Source organism: Streptomyces sp. ISL-87, from assembly GCF_018614095.1.
Lineage (GTDB): Bacteria > Actinomycetota > Actinomycetes > Streptomycetales > Streptomycetaceae > Streptomyces.
In genome coordinates this window covers 17,266-38,586 of record NZ_JAGGOY010000018.1, presented here as the reverse complement: position 1 = coordinate 38,586, position 21,321 = coordinate 17,266, and the positions used below count along the sequence as shown (strand labels likewise).

General features: G+C 71.4%; 22 protein-coding genes. 6 read left to right on the top strand and 16 right to left on the bottom strand.

Translation table 11 applies throughout. The annotated features are described in order from the left end of the window. Nucleotides 1–177: 177 nt before the first annotated feature. Genes J7I97_RS07185 through J7I97_RS07175 form a run of 3 tightly spaced genes read right to left on the bottom strand, consistent with a single transcriptional unit; the run spans nucleotide 178 to nucleotide 2,085 of the window. Nucleotides 178–963, bottom strand: a complete 786-nt coding sequence (locus J7I97_RS07185; protein ID WP_214931813.1) for a DUF3710 domain-containing protein — start codon at nucleotides 961–963, stop codon at nucleotides 178–180. Between the two features lies 1 nt (nucleotide 964). Beyond that, nucleotides 965–1,501 carry a dUTP diphosphatase gene (gene dut / locus J7I97_RS07180; RefSeq protein ID WP_214931811.1) on the bottom strand — a complete coding sequence of 179 codons (537 nt, stop codon included), beginning with the start codon at nucleotides 1,499–1,501 and terminating at the stop codon, nucleotides 965–967. Then, a complete protein-coding gene (locus J7I97_RS07175; RefSeq protein WP_214931809.1) occupies nucleotides 1,501–2,085 on the bottom strand; it encodes a PaaI family thioesterase in 585 nt (194 codons plus the stop codon). The genes dut and J7I97_RS07175 overlap by 1 nt, the downstream gene beginning before the upstream one ends. A 58-nt stretch (nucleotides 2,086–2,143) precedes the next feature. On the opposite strand from J7I97_RS07175, the gene J7I97_RS07170 reads away from it, so the two are divergent. Further along, the gene (locus J7I97_RS07170; protein WP_214931807.1) at nucleotides 2,144–2,605 is read left to right on the top strand and encodes a DUF3093 domain-containing protein; all 462 of its coding nucleotides are present in this window, start codon (nucleotides 2,144–2,146) and stop codon (nucleotides 2,603–2,605) included. Between the two features lie 135 nt (nucleotides 2,606–2,740). Here J7I97_RS07170 and J7I97_RS07165 read toward each other — a convergent pair whose 3' ends face one another. The 4 genes from J7I97_RS07165 to J7I97_RS07150 all read right to left on the bottom strand — a co-directional run bounded on the left by J7I97_RS07165 (nucleotide 2,741) and on the right by J7I97_RS07150 (nucleotide 6,254). After that, nucleotides 2,741–3,658, bottom strand: a complete 918-nt coding sequence (locus J7I97_RS07165; protein WP_214931805.1) for an EcsC family protein — start codon at nucleotides 3,656–3,658, stop codon at nucleotides 2,741–2,743. A gap of 12 nt (nucleotides 3,659–3,670) precedes the next feature. After that, nucleotides 3,671–3,967: a DUF4193 domain-containing protein gene (locus tag J7I97_RS07160; RefSeq protein ID WP_214931803.1), complete on the bottom strand. Its 297-nt coding sequence runs from the start codon at nucleotides 3,965–3,967 to the stop codon at nucleotides 3,671–3,673. Between the two features lie 383 nt (nucleotides 3,968–4,350). Beyond that, nucleotides 4,351–5,595 carry a HAMP domain-containing sensor histidine kinase gene (locus J7I97_RS07155; RefSeq protein ID WP_214931801.1) on the bottom strand — a complete coding sequence of 415 codons (1,245 nt, stop codon included), beginning with the start codon at nucleotides 5,593–5,595 and terminating at the stop codon, nucleotides 4,351–4,353. Between the two features lie 5 nt (nucleotides 5,596–5,600). Next, nucleotides 5,601–6,254, bottom strand: a complete 654-nt coding sequence (locus J7I97_RS07150; RefSeq protein WP_030008767.1) for a response regulator transcription factor — start codon at nucleotides 6,252–6,254, stop codon at nucleotides 5,601–5,603. A 253-nt stretch (nucleotides 6,255–6,507) separates the two neighbouring features. Between J7I97_RS07150 and J7I97_RS07145 the strand changes: the two genes are divergently transcribed. Further along, nucleotides 6,508–6,675 (top strand): hypothetical protein, encoded by a 168-nt coding sequence (locus J7I97_RS07145; RefSeq protein WP_214931799.1) that lies wholly within the window; start codon nucleotides 6,508–6,510, stop codon nucleotides 6,673–6,675. Nucleotides 6,676–6,858: 183 nt separating this feature from the next. Here J7I97_RS07145 and J7I97_RS07140 read toward each other — a convergent pair whose 3' ends face one another. Together J7I97_RS07140 and J7I97_RS07135 are read right to left on the bottom strand one after the other, a co-directional pair. Continuing rightward, the gene (locus J7I97_RS07140; RefSeq protein WP_214931861.1) at nucleotides 6,859–7,659 is read right to left on the bottom strand and encodes an inositol monophosphatase family protein; all 801 of its coding nucleotides are present in this window, start codon (nucleotides 7,657–7,659) and stop codon (nucleotides 6,859–6,861) included. Nucleotides 7,660–7,712: 53 nt separating this feature from the next. Continuing rightward, on the bottom strand, nucleotides 7,713–8,867 hold the full coding sequence (locus J7I97_RS07135) for a ferrochelatase (protein ID WP_214931797.1): 1,155 nt from the start codon (nucleotides 8,865–8,867) through the stop codon (nucleotides 7,713–7,715). A gap of 168 nt (nucleotides 8,868–9,035) precedes the next feature. Between J7I97_RS07135 and J7I97_RS07130 the strand changes: the two genes are divergently transcribed. The 3 genes from J7I97_RS07130 (at nucleotide 9,036) to sepH (ending at nucleotide 13,339) form a co-directional block, all read left to right on the top strand. Further along, a complete protein-coding gene (locus J7I97_RS07130) occupies nucleotides 9,036–10,307 on the top strand; it encodes an MFS transporter (protein WP_214931794.1) in 1,272 nt (423 codons plus the stop codon). Further along, nucleotides 10,240–11,586: a D-arabinono-1,4-lactone oxidase gene (locus J7I97_RS07125; RefSeq protein ID WP_214931793.1), complete on the top strand. Its 1,347-nt coding sequence runs from the start codon at nucleotides 10,240–10,242 to the stop codon at nucleotides 11,584–11,586. The genes J7I97_RS07130 and J7I97_RS07125 overlap by 68 nt, the downstream gene beginning before the upstream one ends. Nucleotides 11,587–12,337: 751 nt before the next feature. After that, entirely contained in the window at nucleotides 12,338–13,339 is a 1,002-nt protein-coding gene (gene sepH, locus J7I97_RS07120) for a septation protein SepH (protein ID WP_214931791.1), read from the top strand. A 222-nt stretch (nucleotides 13,340–13,561) separates the two neighbouring features. Here sepH and J7I97_RS07115 read toward each other — a convergent pair whose 3' ends face one another. Next, nucleotides 13,562–14,395: a sulfurtransferase gene (locus J7I97_RS07115; protein WP_214931789.1), complete on the bottom strand. Its 834-nt coding sequence runs from the start codon at nucleotides 14,393–14,395 to the stop codon at nucleotides 13,562–13,564. Between the two features lie 196 nt (nucleotides 14,396–14,591). Here J7I97_RS07115 and J7I97_RS07110 point away from each other — a divergent pair, with 196 nt between their 5' ends. Continuing rightward, the gene (locus tag J7I97_RS07110; RefSeq protein WP_214931787.1) at nucleotides 14,592–15,377 is read left to right on the top strand and encodes a VOC family protein; all 786 of its coding nucleotides are present in this window, start codon (nucleotides 14,592–14,594) and stop codon (nucleotides 15,375–15,377) included. Nucleotide 15,378: 1 nt separating this feature from the next. Here the strand turns inward: J7I97_RS07110 and J7I97_RS07105 are convergent, their stop codons facing one another. From J7I97_RS07105 to J7I97_RS07080, 6 genes are all read right to left on the bottom strand, one after another. After that, entirely contained in the window at nucleotides 15,379–16,152 is a 774-nt protein-coding gene (locus tag J7I97_RS07105; protein ID WP_214931785.1) for a hypothetical protein, read from the bottom strand. 230 nt (nucleotides 16,153–16,382) lie between these two features. After that, the gene (locus J7I97_RS07100; protein WP_214931783.1) at nucleotides 16,383–17,681 is read right to left on the bottom strand and encodes an amidohydrolase; all 1,299 of its coding nucleotides are present in this window, start codon (nucleotides 17,679–17,681) and stop codon (nucleotides 16,383–16,385) included. 20 nt (nucleotides 17,682–17,701) lie between these two features. Next, nucleotides 17,702–18,310, bottom strand: a complete 609-nt coding sequence (locus tag J7I97_RS07095) for a response regulator transcription factor (RefSeq protein WP_214931782.1) — start codon at nucleotides 18,308–18,310, stop codon at nucleotides 17,702–17,704. Next, nucleotides 18,307–19,461 (bottom strand): sensor histidine kinase, encoded by a 1,155-nt coding sequence (locus tag J7I97_RS07090; RefSeq protein WP_214931781.1) that lies wholly within the window; start codon nucleotides 19,459–19,461, stop codon nucleotides 18,307–18,309. Before J7I97_RS07090 ends, J7I97_RS07095 begins: the two co-directional genes overlap by 4 nt. Nucleotides 19,462–19,569: 108 nt before the next feature. Next, complete coding sequence (locus J7I97_RS07085; RefSeq protein ID WP_214931779.1) at nucleotides 19,570–20,385, bottom strand: ABC transporter permease; 816 nt, start codon at nucleotides 20,383–20,385, stop codon at nucleotides 19,570–19,572. Then, a complete protein-coding gene (locus tag J7I97_RS07080) occupies nucleotides 20,382–21,302 on the bottom strand; it encodes an ABC transporter ATP-binding protein (protein WP_214931777.1) in 921 nt (306 codons plus the stop codon). The genes J7I97_RS07085 and J7I97_RS07080 overlap by 4 nt, the downstream gene beginning before the upstream one ends. Between the last annotated feature and the right edge of the window lie 19 nt (nucleotides 21,303–21,321).

Below are 21,321 nucleotides of genomic sequence, written 5' to 3'. Positions count from 1 at the left end.
TTTGCACCGTTCACGTACCTGCGAACGGCCTCGCGGCCATCCCTGACGGATCCCTGACGCGGCGGGCCCGGGCGGACGCGCGAAAGCCGGTGGGCCGTCCCCCCGAAGGAGTACGGCCCACCGGTCGATAACCATGGAGACACCCGGGAACCCGGGTGCGGCAGAGGTCAGCGGAGGTCAGCGGACCTCGGTGATCTCCGGGCCGCGCTCCAGCTGGCCCATGCCGCCGGAGAAGCGGGAGCCCTCCTGCTCCTCGGTGGTCTGCACGCCGTCCGGCACCATCTGCGCGTCGTTCGGCAGCTTCAGGACGATCGGGTCGCGCGGGGCCATCGGGCCCTCGCCGCGGACGACGACGGTGTCCCGGAAGATCTGCTCCAGCACACCCGCCGACTCGGGGCGCACCGCGCCCTGGCCGGAGATGACGCCGCGCAGGAACCAGCGCGGGCCGTCCACGCCGACGAAGCGCACCAGCTGGGCGCCGGTCTGGCCGTCCGGCAGCGGTACGGGCACCTGTGCGCGAAGCTCCCAGCCCAGCGGGCCCTCGGCCTCGTCGATGATGCCGCCCTGCTGGGTGATGCCCGTGGCGATCTCGTCGCGGACCTCGCCCCAGATGCCTTCCTTCTTGGGCGCCGCGAAGGCCTGCAGCTGCACGGCGCTGTCGCCGAGGACCACGGTCGCGGCCACGATCGCGTCACCGGCGACCTCGACGCGCAGCTCCATGCCCTCGACACCGGGTACGAGAATGCCGCCCAGGTCGACCCGGCCGTCCTCGGGGTTGCCAAGCACCTCGGAGACGTCCCAGGGGCCGTCGGGCCGCGGGGCCGGCGGCAGGTTCATCCTGCGCGGCTTGGCGGCGTCGATGTCCTCGGCGCCGTCCTGCTCGGCGGCGTTCACGCTGTCGACGACCTGCTCGGCCGCGCCGCCGTCCTTGACGGAGTCGTTCTTCTTGCGACGTCCGAACACGTCACTGTCCTTCCCGGTCGGTTACGACCGAAGCGTAGCCATTCCCACCCTGCTGACCAGCGCCGGATCCGGCCACGGCCGCATGACCGCCGGTGGAGCCGAAACCCCCCTCGGCCCGGGCCGAGCCGGGAAGTTCCGCCACCTCGTGGAAGCGCACCTTCTCGACCCGCTGGACAACCAGCTGGGCAATGCGGTCGAAACGCTCGAACCTGACGCTCTCGCGCGGGTCGAGATTGACCACGATCACCTTGATCTCCCCACGGTACCCGGCATCCACCGTCCCCGGGGCATTCACGAGCGCGAGGCCGCAGCGGGCGGCCAGGCCGGAGCGCGGGTGCACGAACGCCGCGTACCCGTCGGGCAGCGCGATGGACACCCCCGTCGGCAGGACCGTCCGCTCGCCGGGCTCCAGCTCGGCGGCCTGGGTGGTGACCAGATCGCACCCGGCGTCGCCGGGGTGGCCGTACGCCGGAATCGGAACCTCCGGGTCGATGCGGCGGATCAGCACGTCGACCGGGGCGTGGTTGTTCAGGGACATCAGGGGTTCACCTCGAAGGCGCGGGTGCGCCTGACCTGGTCCGGGTCGGCCATGGCCGCCTGGATCTCCTCGGGCCGACCGTTGTCGATGAAGTGGTCGACCTTCACTTCGATGAAGAGGGCGTCCGCACGCACGGCGACCGGGCCCTCCGGGCCGCCTATCCGTCCGACGGCCGTGCAGTAGATCTTCCGGCCGGCCACGGCGGTGACCTCGGCCTCCAGGTACAGCACGGTGTCCACGGGTACGGGCCGGACGAAGTCGGTCTCCAGCCGTCCCGTCACCGCGATGACGCGCAGCAGCCAGTTCAGCGAGCCCAGCGTCTCGTCCAGCGCGGTGGCCAGCACCCCGCCGTGGGCGAGGCCGGGAGCGCCCTGGTGGGCGGGCTTGACGGTGAACTCGGCGGTGACGCGCACGCCCTCGCCCGCCCGGGCCTCCAGCTGGAGCCCGTGCGACTGGCCCCCGCCGCAGCCGAAGCAGTGCTCGTAGTGCGCGCCGAGGGGCTCGCCGGGCGCCGGGGCCTCGGGGTGCCGGACCGGCGTGGTGGCATCGGCCGGGGGCGTCAACGCTGTGTTTCGTCCACTCACAGCCGCAGACCTTACCCGCGCGGCTACCCGCCGGTCGCCCCGTGGCAGGCTTGATGCCATGCAGCTTTCCCCCGCGCCCCACGACGAACGCCTCACCGCCCCCCGCTCCTGGTGGGGCATCGCCGTATTCACCGGCCTCGCCTGTGCGCTGATGCTGCTCCCGCTCGGCGGGCTCCCGCCGCTGGCCGGGCTGATCGGCGGCACCGCGCTGACGGGACTGCTGGTGAGCTCGTACGGCTCCGCGCGCGTGCGCGTGGTCAACGGCGTGCTGGCCGCCGGCGACGCCCGCATCCCGGTGACGGCCCTCGGGGAGCCGGAGGTCCTCGATCCGGAGGAGGCCCGCGCCTGGCGCACGTACAAGGCCGACACCCGCGCCTACATGCTGATGCGCAGCTACATCCCGACGGCGGTCCGCATCGAGATCACCGACCCGGCCGACCCGACCCCGTACGTCTACGTATCCACCCGCGAGCCGCAAGCCCTGGCAGCGGCCCTGCGCGCCGCACGCACCCAGGCCTGAACCCCCGGCCCCGCCGAGACCATCCAGCCCCGCCGATGTTCGAGGACCTTTCAGCCGCGCCGGTGTTCGAGGCGACCCTTCAGCCCCGCCGGCGTTTGAGGCGCGGGGTCTGGGGCTGAGCCCCAGCAGTGGCGCTCAGCGCTTCTCCTCCTGGCCCGGCCCGTCAAGTGCGGCTCTGGTGGCCTCGGGAAGGGGCTGGGTGGGCTGTTCAAGCGGCGGCAACGCGTCCAGCGCGTCCCACGCCACAGCACGGCGCCGCAGGTCCCTACGCACGTGCTCGGCGACTTTCCTGGTGTCCCGGCGGTTCATGACCGCCCCCACCGCCGCGCCCACCATGAACGGCATCAGGTTCGGCAGGTTGCGGAACATCCGCTTCATGATCTGCTGGCGCAACTCGCGCTTCATCTGACCCCCGAGCGCCGCGTTCAGCGTCGTCGGCTTGGTCAGGTCGACCCCGCGTTCCTCCGTCCAGGCGGCCAGGAAGGCGAGGCTGCGCTCCTTGAGGTTGCCGGGCGGCCGCAGGCCGTACACCTCGTGGAGCTCGGCGATCAGCTTGAGCTCGATCGCCGCGACCGCGGTGATCTCCGCGGCCAGTTCCGCCGGCATCGCGGGCGGCACGGGCAGCATGGCCGCCGCGCCGATTCCCGCACCCACGGTGGACGTGGCATTGGCGGCGCCCGCGATCAGCTTGTCGGCAAGCTGATCGGGACCGAGGCCCGGGAACTGCGCGCGCAGAGTCGCGAGATCCCGAACCGGAACGCGCGGGGCGTTTTCGATGATCCGCTCGGTGACGTGCAGGACGGCGACCCTGGCACCTTCGCCGCCCTTGCGCACGCCGTTCTTCACGGCTTGCATCCGACGGGCCCCGCTCTTGAGCCGGGACCCCTCTCCGGCCTCTGTGGCCGACGGCACCGCAGCTGCGGCGCCGGAGGACACGGCGGGCACGCCGGGGGCTCCAGGGGCCGTTTCCGGGCCCTTGGCTCCCACCTGCGTCTCCGCCGGATCACCAGGTTTTCGGAGGCGTCGCTTCCGAAAAGGCGTCGAGCCTGTCACGGCCCTGGCCTCTCAGTCGCAGTCGCGACAGATCGGCTGACCGTTCTTCTCACGTGCCAGCTGGCTGCGGTGGTGCACCAGGAAGCAGCTCATGCAGGTGAACTCATCGGCCTGCTTGGGCAGGACCCGGACGGCCAGCTCCTCGTTGGAGAGGTCCGCACCCGGAAGTTCCATTCCTTCCGCGTTGTCGAAGTCGTCCACATCGACGACTGACGACGACTTCTCGTTACGCCGGGCCTTCAGCTCTTCAATGCTGTCGTTGTCGACGTCGTCGTCGGTCTTGCGTGGGGTGTCGTAGTCCGTTGCCATTGTTCGCTCTCCCCCTCTGGGATTTAGCGGTGTCTCAGCGCACGTAACGCGCGAGAGGCCGGACTTGTGCCCGACCTGAGGCGGAGATTTTGCCTCACATCAAGGTCTGTTACTCAATCGACACCCAGCCGCACGCCTGAAGGAGCATTTGGCTGGGATGACGACCGGGACCGTACACGGTCCGGGGGCCGTCTTGCACAAGGGCCACCCCGTGTATTTCCCGCCATCGGGGGGGCCGGAAACCCGGACTTCCCGGGCTTTCCGGCCGTCTCGGGGTCACAGAACGCACATGACCCAACACCCGACAATGTGATCGATCACACAGCCCCCGTCACGTCCGGCCGTCGGCCATTCAGCCAGCAGCGAACATCGGGGGGTCTCGGTCACAGGGGCAGCGTGACACGCATCACGAGGCCACCGCCCTCGCGAGGCGTCGCCTGGATGCGGCCGCCGTGTGCGCGGGCCACAGAGCGCGCGATCGACAGACCGAGCCCCACGCCCTTGTCGCTGCCCGTTCGCTCCGTACGCAGCCGCCGGAAGGGCTCGAAGAGGTTGTCCACCTCGTACGCGGGAACAACGGGACCCGTGTTCGATACGAGGAGCACGGCCAGGCCGTGCTGGGCCTCCGTGGTGACCTCCACCCAGCCGTCCTCCGGGACGTTGTACCGGACGGCATTCTGCACCAGGTTGAGGGCGATCCGCTCCAGCAGCACGCCACTGCCCTGTACGACGGCCGGCCCGCGCTCGCCGCGGATCTCCACACCCTTGGCCGCGGCCTCCTCGCGCGCCTGGTCGATGGCGCGCGAGGCGACCTCCGCCAGGTCCACGGGTTTGCGCTCGACGATCTGGTTGTCGCTGCGGGCCAGCAACAGCAGGCCCTCGACCAGCTGCTCGCTGCGCTCGTTGGTGGCCAGCAGCGTCTTGCCGAGCTGCTGGAGCTCCACGGGCGCCCCGGGATCGGAGAGGTGTACCTCCAGCAGCGTCCGGTTGATCGCGAGCGGTGTCCGCAGCTCGTGCGAGGCGTTCGCCACGAATCTCTGCTGGGCCGTGAAGGCCCGCTCCAGCCGGTCGAGCATCTCGTCGAAGGTGTCGGCGAGCTCCTTGAGCTCGTCGTCCGGCCCGTCCAGCTCGATCCGCCGGGTCAGGTCGGAGCCGACCACCCGGCGGGCGGTCCGGGTGATCTTGCCGAGCGGCGAGAGCACCCGCCCGGCCATCGCGTAGCCGAAGGCGAAGGCGATGATGCTGAGGCCCAGCAGGGCCATCAGCGAGCGGCTGAGCAGGTCGTCCAGGGCGTGCTTGCGCTGGTCGAGGATGCACTGGCTGATCGCGGAGTAGAACTGGTCGATCGACTGGTCGGTGCCCACGCCGGGACAGGTGCTGCTCGTGACCTCGATCTTCGTCCCGCCGACGATCTTGAACGGCAGTGCATTGCCCTCCCGCAGGGCCTGGGCGGCCAGCAGGTAGATGATCGACAGCAGCAGGATGCCGGCGATCAGGAACATCCCGCCGTAGAGCAGGGTGAGGCGTATCCGGATGGTCGGCCGCAGCCAAGGGAAAGGACCCTCGGGCTGGCCGGGGTCCCAGGTCGGTTTCGGTGGCGCCGATGGCGGTGCCGGGGTCGCTGCCATGGGCGTCAGATCCGGTATCCGGAGCCGGGCACGGTCACGATGACCGGCGGTTCACCGAGCTTGCGGCGCAGGGTCATGACGGTCACCCGCACGACATTGGTGAAGGGGTCCGTGTTCTCGTCCCAGGCCTTCTCCAGCAGCTGCTCCGCGGACACCACGGTCCCCTCGCTGCGCATGAGTACCTCCAGCACCGCGAACTCCTTGGGCGCCAGCTGCACCTCCTTGCCCTCCCGGAACACCTCGCGCCGGTTCGGGTCCAGCTTGATGCCGGCCCGCTCCAGTACGGGCGGCAGCGCCACGGTCGTACGCCGCCCCAGGGCGCGCACGCGGGCGGTCAGCTCGGTGAAGGCGAAGGGCTTGGGCAGGTAGTCGTCCGCCCCGAGCTCCAGCCCCTCGACCCGGTCGCTCACGTCACCGGAGGCGGTCAGCATGAGCACCCGGGTGGGCATGCCGAGCTCGACGATCTTCCGGCAGACGTCGTCGCCGTGCACGAGCGGGAGGTCCCGGTCGAGCACGACCACGTCGTAGTCGTTCACTCCGACGCGCTCAAGAGCGGCAGCGCCGTCGTACACGACGTCCACGGCCATGGCCTCCCGGCGCAGCCCGGTGGCCACCGCATCGGCGAGCAGCTGCTCGTCCTCGACGACGAGTACGCGCACGTCGTTTCCTTCCTCCGAGCCCCAAAGGGCACACGTGTATTGCGTCGTCCATCCTGCCGGTTTCAGCCGTAAACCGGCTGTAAGGCGCCGCGAGGCGCCCCTGCGCGGGGCGGAAGTGAGGATTCCCTGCCCTTGCGAGGTTTCTGGGCCCAGGGTGCCGGGGAGGACGTCAGCACACCCCAACCACTCCCTGACGGCGGACTGCTGCCACGTGCTCGGCCGCCGCGACCTACGCAGAGGGGGCGCACCCATCATGGACGCATTCACCACGGGTCTCCTGCAGCGCATCAGGACCACGCAGTCGGACCTTCGGCAGGCCCGCGAGACGGGCGACGACTACCTCGCGGATGTGGAGCAGGCGGAGCTGGAAGATCTCCACCGCCTCGCCGCCGAACACGGCGTGCCCGTCTCCGCCTGCTGACCCCGGACTCCACCCCCGAACCTCGGACCCCGACCCCCGGACCCGAGCCCCGGACCCCGGCCGCCGCATCCGGCAGCCGGGGTTCCCTTATGCCCGCGTCCGCTTACGCCCGCGTCCGCTTACGCCCGCGTCCGCTCCACCTTCGTCCGCTGTGCCCTCGGCAGCCCGGGTGTGCCCTCGCCGTCAGTCGTGCCAGGCCCCGGCCTCGTCCAGCAGCGGCTGGAGCGAGGCGAACACGGCGGGCGTGGCCGCCAGTACGAGCTCCCCCGAGGCGGGCAGCCCCGGCCGGCCCCCGGTCACGGCACCGGCCTCCCGCGCGATCAGGTCACCGGCGGCCAGGTCCCACGGATTCAGCCCCCGCTCGTAGTACCCGTCCAGCCGCCCGGCGGCCACATCGCACAGGTCCAGCGCCGCCGACCCGCCCCGCCGGATGTCCCGGACCACCGGAATGACCTGCCGCACGACATCCGCCTGGTGCGCCCGTCGCTCCTGGATGTACGCGAACCCGGTCCCCAGCAGCGCCTGGTCCAGCGGCGCGGCCGCGCGGCAGGCCAGCCGCGCCGTGCCCATCCACGCCCCGCGGCCCAGCACCGCGTGGTACGTCTCCCCGCGCATCGGGGCCGCCACGACCCCCACCACGGACTCGCCTCGGTACTCGGCGGCGATGGACACACCCCAACTCGGCAGCCCGTAGAGGTAGTTCACCGTGCCGTCCAGCGGGTCCACGACCCACCGGACCCCGCTCGTCCCCGGGGAGTCCGCGCCCTCCTCGCCGAGCAGCCCGTCCTCGGGCCGCCGCTCGGCGATCAGCGCGGTGATCAGCTTCTCGGCCGCGATGTCCATCTCGGTCACCACGTCGATCGGGCTCGACTTGGTCGCCGCCACCGCCAGATCCGCCGGCCGCCCGTCGCGCAGCAGCTCCCCCGCCCGGCGGGCGGCCTCCAGCCCCACGGCCAGCAGCTCGTCCAGCAGCTCGGCGGTCACTTCGGCCGTCAGTTCGGCCTTCAGTTCCTCAGAGATCACGATGCGTCCCACTCCTACGCGTACGGACTGTCGACACCCGCGGCCGCCGGCCGCGGGGCCCGGGAGGGGCAGCAGCCCACGGCGCACAGGTCCTGGCTGGCGCCCAGCATGCCAACCCAGCAGCGCTCGACCGGCTCCCCGCGCTCCTTCGCGGCCCGCTCCAGGACCAGTTCCCGTACCGCCCCGGCGAATCGCGGGTCGGCACCGACCGTCGCGGAGCGCGCGACCGGCAGCCCGAGTTCGGCGGCCTTCGCGGTGGCTTCGGTGTCGAGGTCGTACAGGACCTCCATGTGGTCCGAGACGAAGCCGATGGGCACCATGACCACGGCCGGCGCTCCGGCGGCGTCCAGGGCCTCCAGGTGGTCGCAGATGTCCGGCTCCAGCCACGGGATGTGCGGGGCCCCGCTGCGGGACTGGTAGACGAGCTGCCAGGGGTGCTGGCGGCCCGTCTCGACGGCCACAGCGTCCGCGATCACCTGGGCGACGTCCAGGTGCTGCTTGACGTACGCCCCGCCCTCGCCGCCCTCGGTGTGGTCCTCGGCCGGCCCCGAGGTGTCGGCGGCCGCGTTGGGGATCGAGTGCGTGGTGAACGCCAGGTGCGCGCCGTCCCGGACCTCCTCCGGCAGCGCGGCCAGCGAGGCGATCACCCCGTCGATCACGGGCTCCACGAAGCCGGGGTGGTTGAAGTAGTGCCGCAGCTTGTCCACCCGCGGCAGTTCCAGGCCCTCCTCGGCCAGCGTCGCCAGCGCGTCGGCGAGGTTCTCCCGGTACTGGCGGCAGCCGGAGTACGAGGCGTACGCGCTGGTGGCGAGGACGGCGATGCGGCGGCGGCCGTCCCGGACCATCTCCCGCATGACGTCGGTGAGATACGGCGCCCAGTTCCGGTTGCCCCAGTACACCGGCAGGTCCAGCCCGTGCTCCGCGAAGTCCTTGCGCAGCGCCTCCAGCAGCTCCCGGTTCTGCGCGTTGATCGGGCTCACCCCGCCGAAGCCGAAGTAGTGCTGCCCGACCTCCTTGAGCCGCTCGCGCGGGATACCGCGCCCGCGCGTGACGTTCTCCAGGAACGGCACGACGTCGTCGGGTCCCTCGGGGCCGCCGAAGGACAGCAGCAGGAGGGCGTCGTAGGGGCCGGCGGTACCGGCTTCGGGGGCTCGGAGCTGGTCTGACATGCCTCGAATCCTGCCACCCGTCGCCTCCGGCCGGGAAACAGGCCCGGCCCGCCACACCCCGGACGCAGGTAAGGTCACCCTAACTTCCTGTCCGCATCTTCCCCATGCGGGTGCCTTGGCGCCAGTCGTAACCTGTATGGGCCATTGACGTCCCTTACGGAGGGCTCCTTGCCCAGTCCCTACCGCGCGATCTTCGCGGCCCCCGGCACCCGGGGATTCACGGCAGCCGGCCTGATAGGCCGGATGCCGCTGTCCATGGTCGGCATCGGCGTCCTCACGATGATCACCGAGCTCGGCGGCAGCTACGCCCTCGCCGGGGGGATCACCGCGACCATCGCGCTCTCCGCCGCCGCCGTGGGCCCCCAGGTCTCACGGCTGGTCGACCAGTACGGGCAGCGGCGGGTGCTGCGCCCGGCGACCCTGGTCGCGGCGGCCTCGGTGACCGGCCTGCTGATCGCGGCGGCCACCGGCTGGCCGAGCTGGACCCTCTTCGTCTTCGCCGCCGTCGCCGGCTGCGTGCCCAGCGTCGGATCCATGGTCCGCGCCCGCTGGACGGCCCTCTTCCGGGACACCCCCCAGCTCCACACCGCCTACTCGTTCGAGTCAATCGTCGACGAGCTCTGCTTCATCGTCGGCCCGCCCCTCGCCGCCACCCTGTCCGCCGGCTGGTTCCCGGAAGCGGGCCCGCTGGTCGCCGTCGCCTGCCTGCTGACGGGCGTGTGGTGGCTGACCGCGCTGACCGGCACCGAGCCGGAGCCGCATCCGCGCCACGAGCAGACCGACCGCTCCTCGGCGCTGCGCTCCCCCGGCCTCCAGGTGCTGGTCGCGACCTTCATGGCGACCGGCGCGATCTTCGGTTCGGTCGACGTGTCGACCCTGGCCTTCGCCGAGGAGCACGGCAACAAGTCCCTCGGCGGGGTGTTCCTGGCGGTCTGGGCCTTCGGATCCTGCCTGGCGGGCATCGTCTTCGGGCTGCTGCACTTCAAGGGCAGGGCCGAACCCCGCTGGGTACTGGGCATCAGTGCGATGGCCGTGAGTATGATCCCCCTCCTACTGGCCGGGAACCTTCCGTTTCTGGCCGTGGCGCTCTTCGTCTCGGGCCTCGCCATCGCACCCACGATGATCACCACGATGGCCCTGATCGAGGCGCACGTGCCACACGCGAAGCTGACCGAGGGCATGACCTGGATCAGCACCGGCCTCGCGGTCGGGATCGCGCTGGGGTCCTCCGTGACCGGCTGGGTCGTCGACACAGCCGGCGCGCAGACCGGGTACGTCGTCTCCGTCTCGGCGGGAGCGACCGCGGCAGCGGTGGCGTTCGCGGGTTACCGCCGGCTGACGAGGCCGGCGCAAGGGGAGGAGCCAGCTACCGATGGGGACGGCGACAACAGGGAAGTCAGGGCCGATCAGGCCGGGCACGGCACCGACCGCGTGGCGTAACTGGGCGGGCAATGTCTGCGCCACGCCCGCCCGCGTGGTGACCCCGGCCTCGGTCGGGGAGCTTCAGGAAGCGGTCCGCCGGGCCGCCGAGGACGGGCTCAAGGTGAAGGCGGTCGGCACCGGCCACTCCTTCACCGCGGCCGCGGCCACCGACGGGGTGCTCATACGCCCTCAGGCGCTGGCCGGGATACGCGCGATCGACCGGGCCGCCGGCACCGTCACGGTGGGGGCCGGCACGGTGCTCAAGGACCTGAACCAGGCCCTCGCCAAGGAAGGCCTGTCGCTCACGAACATGGGCGACATCATGGAACAGACGGTCTCCGGCGCCACCAGCACCGGCACCCACGGCACCGGCCGCGACTCGGCCTCCATATCCGCCCAGATCCGCGGCCTGGAGCTGGTGACCGCGGACGGGCGGCTGCTGACGTGCTCGGAGAAGGAGAATCCCGAGGTCTTCGCGGCGGCCCGGCTGGGCATCGGCGCGCTGGGCGTCGTCACCGCGATCACCTTCGCCGTGGAGCCGATCTTCTTCCTGACCGCCCGCGAGGAGCCGATGGCCTTCGACCGGGTGACCGCCGAGTTCGACCAGCACTTCGCGGAGAACGAGCACTTCGAGTTCTACTGGTTCCCGCACACCGGCAACTGCAACACCAAGCGGAACAACCGCAGCCAGGGCCCGGCCGACCCGCCCGGAGCGGTGAGCGCCTGGGTCGAGGACGAGCTGCTGTCTAACGGCGTCTTCCAGGCCGTCAACTCGCTGGGCCGCGCGGTCCCGGCGGCCATCCCCTCCATCGCCCGGGTCGCCAGTCGCGCCCTGTCGGCGCGGACGTACACGGACATCCCGTACAAGGTGTTCACCAGCCCGCGCCGGGTGCGGTTCGTGGAGATGGAGTACGCACTCCCGCGCGAGAGCCTCGTCGAGGCGCTGCGGGAGCTCAAGGCGACGGTCGACCGCTCCGGGCTGCGCGTCAGCTTCCCGGTGGAGGTGCGGACCGCTCCGGCGGACGACATCGTGCTGTCGACGGCCTCGGGGCGCGAGACGGCGTACATCGCGGTGCACATGTACAAGGGCACCCCGTACCAGGCCTACTTCACGGCGGCCGAGCGGATCTTCACCGCCCATGGCGGGCGGCCGCACTGGGGCAAGGTGCACACCCGCGACGCGGAGTACTTCGCGCAGGTCTACCCGCGCTTCGGCGAGTTCACCGCCCTGCGGGACCGGCTGGACCCGGAGCGGGTGTTCGGCAACGACTACCTGCGGCGCGTACTGGGCGCCTGACCCGGGCTCAGGAGGGGCTCTGGCCGCCGTTCGCGTGCGAGGGGATCGGGGAGGTCCCGGCTTCCGGGGTCTTCCCGCGTCCGAGGGCGGGAGGGTGCGCGGCGCCGCCGCCTTCTCCTCGCGCGGCAGCGGTACCTGACGGGCCCTGGGCCGGGCGGTCTCGCGCAGCTGGTCGCCGGTGCGCCGAGGTCGCTTCGATGCCCGGCCTCGTCTTCCGCTCCACCCCCGTCCTCTACTCATGCGCACCACCGCTTTCAGCAGTTACTGACACCTGAGCGAAAGAGATAGTTCCATTTCTGGTGATTCTGTGAAGCAAGACACCTGAAATCGGACGCGGTTGCAGGTCCGGGTGGATCCGGGGCGGATTCAGGGCAGCCCAACTCCCACCGCCCACGACAAGTTCGGCGGCGCGGCGGTCCACTCAGGTGGCCCGAATGGAGTACTGTGGCGAGCCCTGGGGCCGTCCTTCCTTACGGATGTCCGGACCCGGGAGAGGGAGCCGGACGATGGAGAAACGGCACTCGAGACCGGTGATGCCGCGGTATTGCACGGGTTCCTGCTGCGCACAGTAATCGTTCGGTCACTGTGCGTGCCCAACAGGTAACCGTGCCATAACGGCGATCAAGGGCGCATGCCCGACACGCCGGTTTAACTCGGCAAGGTTGTGGCAGGCTGCACCCGGGCAGGCCACACTCGACTAGCGGAAGCAGCGACGCACGTGACGTCGGCAGGCACCACCCGGGAGGTCCCCATGCCCGAACTGCGTGTCGTGGCCGTCTCAAATGACGGCACACGACTGGTGCTCAAGGCTGCGGACAGCACGGAGTACACGCTTCCGATCGACGAGCGGCTGCGCGCTGCCGTGCGCAACGACCGCGCGCGCCTGAACCAGATCGAGATCGAGGTGGAGAGCCACCTCCGCCCCCGCGACATCCAGGCCCGCATACGGGCCGGTGCCTCCGCGGAGGAGGTCGCTCAACTCGCGGGCATCCCCGTCGACCGCGTACGCCGCTTCGAGGGCCCGGTGCTCGCGGAGCGGGCGTTCATGGCGGAGCGCGCCCGCAAGACCCCCGTGCGCCGTCCCGGCGAGAACACCGGACCCCAGCTCGGCGAGGCCGTGCAGGAGCGGCTGACGCTGCGCGGGGCCGACAAGGAATCCGTCCAGTGGGACTCCTGGCGCCGCGACGACGGCACCTGGGAGGTCCTGCTGGTCTACCGGGTCGTGGGCGAGCCGCACTCGGCGAGCTGGACGTACGACCCGCCGCGCCGGCTGGTCGTGGCCGTGGACGATGAGGCCCGCTCCCTGATCGGCGAGTCGGACGATCTGCGCGCGACGCCGGAGCCGAGCTTTCCGTTCGTGCCGAGGATCGCGCGGCTGCCGCGGGACCGACCGCTGGACCGCGCGCTCGACCGGCAGTTGGAGCGCCCTGCCCCGGAGCCGGAGGAGGAGCGGGACACGCTGACCAGCCTGCTGGAGGCGGTGCCGAGCTTCCGCGGCGACCTGGTGGTCCCCGAGCGCACCGACACCCCGGCCGAGGAGCCGGAGGCGGAGGAGCCCCCGGCCGCGTCGGCCGGAGCCGGGTCGGCGTACGCGGATGTCCTGATGCCGCGTACGGTCGCGGGCCACCGCGACCGCCTCACGGGCACCACCGACCGCCAGGCCGAGGCCGACGGGGTCCGCCCGGGCCGCCGCGCGGCGGTCCCGAGCTGGGACGAAATCGTCTTCGGCACCCGCCGCAAGAAACAGGAGTAGCCGCACCCCATCCGGCACACCCAGCCCCGCCGGCGTTTGAGGCGCGGGGGCCCGGGGGCTGGCCCCCGGCAACGGCGCCGCACCCACCAGCCTCGCCGCACCACACCCAGCCCCGTCGGCACATCCAGCCCCGCCGGCGTTTGAGGCGCAGGCTCTGGGGCGGAACCCCAGCCGGCGGAACCCCAGCCGGCGGAGCCCCCGGCGCACACGGGCGGGCTGCTACTACGGCAGCGGGCCCGTGGCCACCGGGCGGGAGGGGTCCGAGGACCACTCCGACCAGCTGCCCGCGTAGAGGGCCGACGGGATGCCCGCCACCTCCAGCGCGAGGACCTGGTGCGCGCCGGAGACACCCGAGCCGCAGTACACGCCGACCCGCGTGTCCCCCGTAGCGCCCAATTCCGCGAAGCGGGAGTGGAGTGCCCGCGCCGGCAGGAAGCGGCCGTCCGGACCCACGTTCTCCGAGGTCGGGGCCGACACCGCGCCCGGGATGTGCCCGCCGACCCGGTCGATCGGCTCGACCTCGCCGCGGTACCGCTCCCCCGCCCTGGCGTCCAGCAGGAGCCCCGAACGGGCCAGTGCCGCCGCCGCGTCCGCGTCCAGCAGCCCCAGCGCGCCGGGACTTGGCTTGAAATCACCCTCTACGGGAGACACCGCGTCGGCGGACACCGCACCGCCGGCCGCCGTCCACGCGGCCAGGCCCCCGTCCAGTACGCGCACGTTCCCGTGCCCCGTCCAGCGCAACAGCCACCACGCCCGGGCGGCCGCCCAGCCCAGTCCGCCGTCGTACACGACCACGGCCGTGTCCTCCGAGACCCCCGCCCGCCGCATCGCCGCCCCGAACGCCTCGGGTTCGGGCAGCGGGTGGCGCCCGCCCGACCCTGCCGGGCCTGCCAGTTCTCGGTCGAGGTCGACGTACGCCGCACCCGGCAGGTGCCCGGCCTCGTACGCGGGGCGCTGGTCGGGGCCGCCCAGCTGCCAGCGGATGTCCAGGAGCACGGGCGGCCTGGATCCGGCAAGCTCGTTCATCAGTTCGGAAGCCGAGAGAATCGCAGTCATGGGCCCATCCTCCTCCCCGCCCCCGCACCCCGTGTAACAAGCCGGACATCAACGCGCCGCGACGGGCCGCATCGTTTCGGACATCTCAGACCCGCACCCCCACCACGCGGCCCGGTCGGGGCGCGCCGGACCCTCCGGAGTGGAAGCATCACACCAGGGACGGGGCGACAGGTATACGACGGAGGAGACGGCTGACATGACCGAGGCAGCGGAAGCGACCCGGCGCCCGCCCGGCACGCCGTGCTGGGTGAGCCTGATGGTGCACAGCCTCGGGTCCACCGAGGACTTCTACACCGACCTCTTCGGCTGGGAGTACGAACCGGGCCCGGAGGCGCTCGGCCCCTACGTCCGGGCGCTGCTCGACGGCAAGGAGGTTGCAGGCATCGGCGAGATGCCGCCGGACCGGCATCTTCCGGTGGCCTGGACGACGTACTTCGCCACGGACGACGCCGACACCACCGCCGAGGTGATCCGTTCCTGCGGCGGCACCGTCGCGGTGGGCCCGCTGGATGCCGGTGTCGCGGGCCGGCTGGCGATCTGCTCCGACCCGCTGGGCGCGATCTTCGGGATCTGGCAGGCCGAGACCCACATGGGCACCCGGCTGCACGGGGCCCCGGGCACCCCGGTCTGGAACGAGCTCGTCACGCAGGACACCTCGACGGTCGGCAAGTTCTACGAGCACGTCTTCGGCCACGAGGCGCAGACCCACCCGGACGCCTCCGCCGACTTCGACTACCTGACCCTGCTGCTGCAGGGCCGGCCGGCCGCCGCCGTGCACGGCGTCGGACGCTCGCTGCCGCACGACCGGGGACCGCACTGGATGACGTACTTCGAGGTGGATGACGCCGACACGGCCGCCGACCAGGTCATCCGGCTCGGCGGCAGCATCGTCCAGCCGCCGCACGAGGGCCAGAGGGGCCGACTGGCCACGGTCGCGGACCCGGAGGGCGCCGTCTTCACGATCGTCCGGAGCGCGAACTGAACTACCCGCGGCCCAGGGCCCTGCGCACGGTGATCCCGTAGCACGCGCGCAGTCGACGCAGCTCCCAGAACGACAGCGCGGTCACCGACAGCGGGGGTCCCATCAGGAAGAGGATCCGCACCCCCAGCGGGGCGGTGACGGGCGGGCTGTCGAAGAGCTGGAAGACGCACATCGCCCACACCAGCACGGGCGATATCAGCGGCGGCAGTACCTCGTGGACATCGGCGGTGCGGAAGGTGTGGTGGACGCACAGCACCGCCGAGGCGACGGCGAACGGCACCAGGAAGAGGTAGCCGAGCCCGCCCACGAAGGTCAGCACGAACCCGAGGCCGCCGATCGAGTCCAAGTTGGGGATGAGCCACATCAGAAGCGCGGTGCCGAACAGCGCGCCGAGGGCGGTCAGCGGACCGCGCAGTCGCGGCCGGTAGAACGCCGGTCCGGGCCTGCGGGCGCCCAGGACGAAGGCGGCGAGCGCGATCGGCCCGAGAATCAGGAGCAGGCCGGCACTGAGCAGGACCTCGGTCAGCTTGTCGCTGAGGACGGAGCCGGCCGACTCGCGCAGCGGATAGGCGTAGATCAGCCAGCAGGTGGCGATCACGCCGACGGCGGTACGGGTGATCTGGGCGCGTTCGATGGCCCCGTCGACGATCCTGTCCGGGCGCGCGGGCCGGTGGATCCGCGCGGCCAGCACGAAGGGCAGCAGCAGGAAGCCGACACACCCCCGCCTGCGGTCATCCGCCGGGCCGGCGGCGGGCCTGCGTACGTACGTGCTCAAAGCGTGCTTCCCCCATGACGATGATGATCACCGAATCATAGGAGGCAGCCACCTACGGGCCGAACTCGGGTGAAGCACAGGTCAGTTCAGCTCAGTTCGCCGGCACCGGGAGCACGTCGGGCGAGAGCCCACGTCACCGCCGAGCGGCCGACGGCCGGAACGCCGGACCGGCTGCGGCGGCTGCGTCTCCGGCGGCTGCGGCGGCTGCCGCCATGGTCCGCCGGACACCCCTAGTCCACCCGCGCGTGCGCCAGTACCGCGGCGGCGGCAGCGCTGATGCCGTGGCGCAATGTGGCCTCCGCGGCGGGAGCGAAGTCCGCGGCGTGGTTGGCCGGCAAGGACTGCATCTTCGCCTGCGGTGAACCGCCGGGAGCGGCACGCCAGTCGGCGGCGCTCACGCAGCCGAGGAACCAGTACACGGTGGGGACGGCCGGGGTGTGTCCGTGCGCGAAGAACGGAAAGTCCTCACCGGCCAGCATCGGCGGCGTGGACAGGACGCGCCGCGGGCCCAGCAGGGCCGTGTGGGCGGCGTGCACCCGCGCGGCTGCCGCCGGGTCGTTGATGTTGACGGGCGCCTTGGGGCCGACCGTGATGTCCGGGTCGCGGGGGCAGCCCGCCGCCGCGCATTCGGCCCGTACGATCCGCTCGACCGCCGCGACCGCGCGATCCAGTTGGTCATCGGAATAGCAGCGAATGCTGATGCCCAGTTCGGCGTGGTCGGGGATGACATTGGGCACGGTCCCGGCGCGCAGGGTGCCCACGGTGACGACCAGTGGTTCGAAGGGGTTGTTCTCCCGTGAGACCACCGCCTGCAACCGCTGCACGGTTGCCGCGGCGGTCAGCACCGGATCGACGCTCAGGTGCGGCGCGGCGCCATGGCCGCCCCGGCCGTGGATCACCACATCCACCACGGTGGTCGCCGCCGTCAACGCGCCGGGTCCATGGGCGACGACTCCGCACGGCAGGGGCGCGACGTGCTGTGCCAGCATCACGTCCGGGACCCCGAAGCGTTCGAACAGCCCGTCATCGAGCATGGCGCGGGCGCCGGTCAGCGTCTCCTCGGCGGGCTGCCCGATCACCAGGAGCGTCCCGGACCAGGTGTCGCGCGCACGGCCCAGCAGGGCCGCCGCGCCGGCCGCGCACGCGACGTGGGCATCGTGGCCGCAGGCATGCGCCACCGGGACGGAGCGCCCGTCGCCCGTCGTCGCGGTCCGGGTGCTCGCGTACGGAAGGCCGGTGGACTCGGCGACCGGGAGGGCGTCCATGTCGGCGCGCAGCGCCACCAGCGGGCCTTCGCCGTTGCGGAGGATCCCCACCACGCCGTGGCCGCCGACGCCTTCCGTCACCTCGCACCCGGCTTCCTTGAGCCACGCGGCGAAGCGCGCGGCGGTGTGCTCCTCCTGCCCCGACAGCTCGGGAGCGGCGTGCAGCTCCCGGTAGAGCTCGAGAGCCTGCGGCAGGACGCCGTCGAGGCCTGCCACCGCCGACCGGAGCGCCTCCCGGAGCGAGGCCGTGATGGTGCTGTCCATGTGTTCCCCCGTCGCGGCTGTCACAGCCAGCCGGCTTCCCTGGCCGCCCGGTGGGCGGCAACGCGGTTGTCCACGTCGAGTTTGTTCATGATCGAGGACATGTAGTTCCGTACGGTGCCCTCGGCCAGGCACAGCCGTCCCGCGATCTCGCTGGGCCTGAGCCCTTCGCCGGAGAGAGCGAGCACCTCGCGCTCACGGGCGCTGAGCGGACTGCCGCCGAGGGCAAGCGCGTCCGTGGCGATCTCCGGGTCGATGAACCGGCCCCCTCCGTGGACCTGGCGTACGACGTCGGCCAGCTTCGCGGCCGGGGTGTCCTTGGTGATGAAGCCGCGTACTCCCAGGCGCATGCTGCGTTGCAGGTACCCGGGGCGGCCGTGACTGGTGAGGATGACGATTCCGCAGTCGGGGGCTTCGGACCGGACGGCCTCGGCCGCCTCCAGTCCGTTCATCACCGGCATGTCGAGGTCGAGGACGACCACGTCGGCGCCGGCCTCGCGTACCGCGGCCACTGCTTGGGCGCCGTCGGCCGCGACCGCGACCACGTTCATGTCCTCGGGCGCGGAGAGGATGATGGACAGCGAGTCGCGGATCAGCTGCTCGTTGTCCGCCACGACGATGCGGATCGTCACCTGCGGGTCACCTCGGCTCCAGGATCGTGTCGCAAGCCCTCGCCCAGCGGGGCGTGCGCGAGCAGTGTGAACGTACCGTTGTGGACCCCCGCGGTCAGCTCGCCGCCGATGGCGGCGAGACGTTCCCGCAGACCGCGCAGACCGCTGCCACCCGTGCGACCGTCGGATCCGGGGGCGATGGGGTTGTCGTTCGAAATCTCGATCATGAGTCGTCCGTCGTTCACCCTCAACTTGATCCGGCACTCCGTGGCCCTGCTGTGCCGAAGGATGTTCGTGACGCCCTCGCGGACGATCCAGCCCGTCACGTCATGGACATGCTGCGGGATGTCCGGGGGCACCTCGTCCGCACGGCAACCGATGCCCGCAGAGGAGAGGACGGAGCGCACACCGTCGAGTTCCGCCGCGATGGACTGCTGGCGGTACCCCCGGACCAGGGTGCGCAGATCGGACGCCGACTCGCGCGAGATGCCGAGCGCGTCCCGGATCTCCCCGGCCGCCTTGTCCGGGTCGTTCCCGATGAGCAGGAGGGCCACCTCCATCTTCATGCCGATCACGGACAGGCCGTGACCCAGCACGTCATGCAGGTCGCGTGAGAAGCGCAGCCGCTCCTCCACGACCGCCAGCCGGGCGAGTTCGGCGCGGTTGTCGTGCATCTCCCGGGCGAACGGGGGAAGCACCCCCAGCGTGCCGAGTACCACGACGGTGACGGTGCTTTTGACCAGCATGTCCACCAGTACGTCGGCGGGCACGGCGAGCATCAGCCCGGCCAGCGCCGTGCCGGCGAGGATCAGCGGCACGATCCAGCCCCATCGCCGGGGACTGAGGCTCACCACAGCCGCTCCGGCGGCCAGGCAGGGCAGGGCTCCCCACGCAGGTCCGAGGGCCAGCAGCATGGCGAAGGAGACGCTGGCACATACCGCGAGGTCCGCCTGGTGCCGGTTGCGCCCCCTGCCGCGGGCCACGGCGTCCCACACCGTACGGGCGTATCCGAACCCGAAGGCCACAGAGCCCAGTACGGCTGCGACGACCTGGCCGGGGGGCGGCCGGTGGCTCAGCCACAGGGCCATGGCCTCAAGGAGGAAGACCGTCGCCGTCAGCAGGATCAGCCATGCGACGGCGCGGGCGACCGTGGCGGGCGCGCGCCCGTGCATCTGCCACCACCTCATCGTTCTCCATGTGCTGCTGGGCGACTGTATCCGAGCGCGGTCAACCGCGGGCCACCCGGCCGACCTGCCGTACCCGGGCCGGACGGACGGGGCTCACGCGGACCGGCGGGGATCCCAGCGGAAGAACCGCTTGCCCATCGAGAACGACAGGCCCATCCAAGCGCAGAGCAGCCCGATCGGCGCGGCGCAGGCTTGGAAGGACGCGACGAAGCCGACAGTCGCGAGGTGGCCTGACGCCGCCGGATCGCTGGCGAAGTCCCGGCCCAGGTAAGCGGTCCTGACGATCTCGACGACCGGACTGGAGGGCAGGTACGGGGCGATGTGCTGTGCCCAGCCGGGCAGACTTGATATGGGCATGGCGATGCCGGAGGTCATCATCATGAGCAGGATGACCGGGGTGACGATCCAGGTGGACACTTCCCCGCTGGGCAGCAGCCCGGAGAGACCGATGGCCAGCAAGGAGAAGGCCAGCGCCCCGAGCACGATGCCGACGAGCAGCAGCAGGGGATTGCGGGGCATGGGCGCGTCGATCGCGACCACCCCGGCCACGACCAGGATGGCGACCTGAATCAGGCTGGTGACGCTGCCGCTGGCCGCTTCGCCGGCGAGGATGGCCGTGTCCGGCAGCGGGGTGCCGCGCAGCCGCTTGTAGACCAGGCGGTCGCGGCGGGACGCGGCCGAGTTGATGACGTTGTAGACGATCCACAGCAGGACGAAGCCGATGAAGCCGGGAAGCAGGTACACCCCCGAGTCGAACCCCGCGATCTCCCCCTCACCGTGCTGGCTGACGGTGTACGCCAGGCTCAGGCCGAGCGGCAGCAGAGCGCCGGTCAGGGCGAAGCCCAGGTCGCGCCAGTAGACGCGCTGGGAGAGGAGGAACTGCGAGTAGGTGAAGCGGAACCAGCTCATGCCTGGACCTTTCCGGAAGCCGCGACATCGAGAAATACATCTTCCAGGGACGCCGTGCGCACTTCGAGGCCGCGCAGCGCAGCGCCGTTGTCCTCGGCCCAGTTCAGCAAGTGCAGCAGGACGGGCTGTGGATCGGCGGTGACCAGACTGATCCGGCCGTCGGCCTCCCGGATCTCGGCGCCGGGGATGGGCGGCAGGGTCTGGGCGCTGACGCCTGGTGAGGCGGTCAGCGAGATACGGGCGCTGGACTCCCGGGCCACGACGTCCGAGACGCGGCCGTGCCGGACGATGCGGCCGTGGTCCATGATGGCGACGCGGTCGGCCAGGAACTCGGCCTCCTCCATGTAGTGCGTCGTCAGCAGCATCGTCATGCCGTTGTCGACCATCTCCTTGAGGAAGTGCCAGGTCTGGCGCCGCGACTCCGGGTCCAGCCCGGTGGTGGGTTCGTCGAGGAAGAGCAGCTTGGGCCGTCCCAGCACGGCGAGCGTGAGGTCGAGCCTGCGCTTCTCGCCGCCGGAAAGCCGGCCGACGCGGGTCTTCGCCTTGGGCTCCAGGCCCACGATCCGCAGCGCTTCGTCGGTGTCGACGGCGTTCGGTGTGAAGCGGCGCCACGCACGGATGGTCTCCAGGACGGTGAGGTCACCGAAGAATCCCGCCTCTTGGAGCATGATGCCGATGTCGGAGGCTATCCGGGCACGCTCCGTGCGGGGGTTCACCCCGAACACCGACACCGAACCGCCGGTGGGCTTGAGGTAGCCCTCCAGCACGTCCAGCGTGGTCGTCTTGCCCGCGCCGTTGGTCCCGAGGAGGGCCACCACCTCGCCGGGGAACACCTGGAACGAGATGCCGTCGACGGCGGTCGTCCCGCCGTAGTCGAGCCGCAGGTCACTGACGTCGATGATGGGGTGTTCGCTCATGGGAAGACCTTAGGAATCA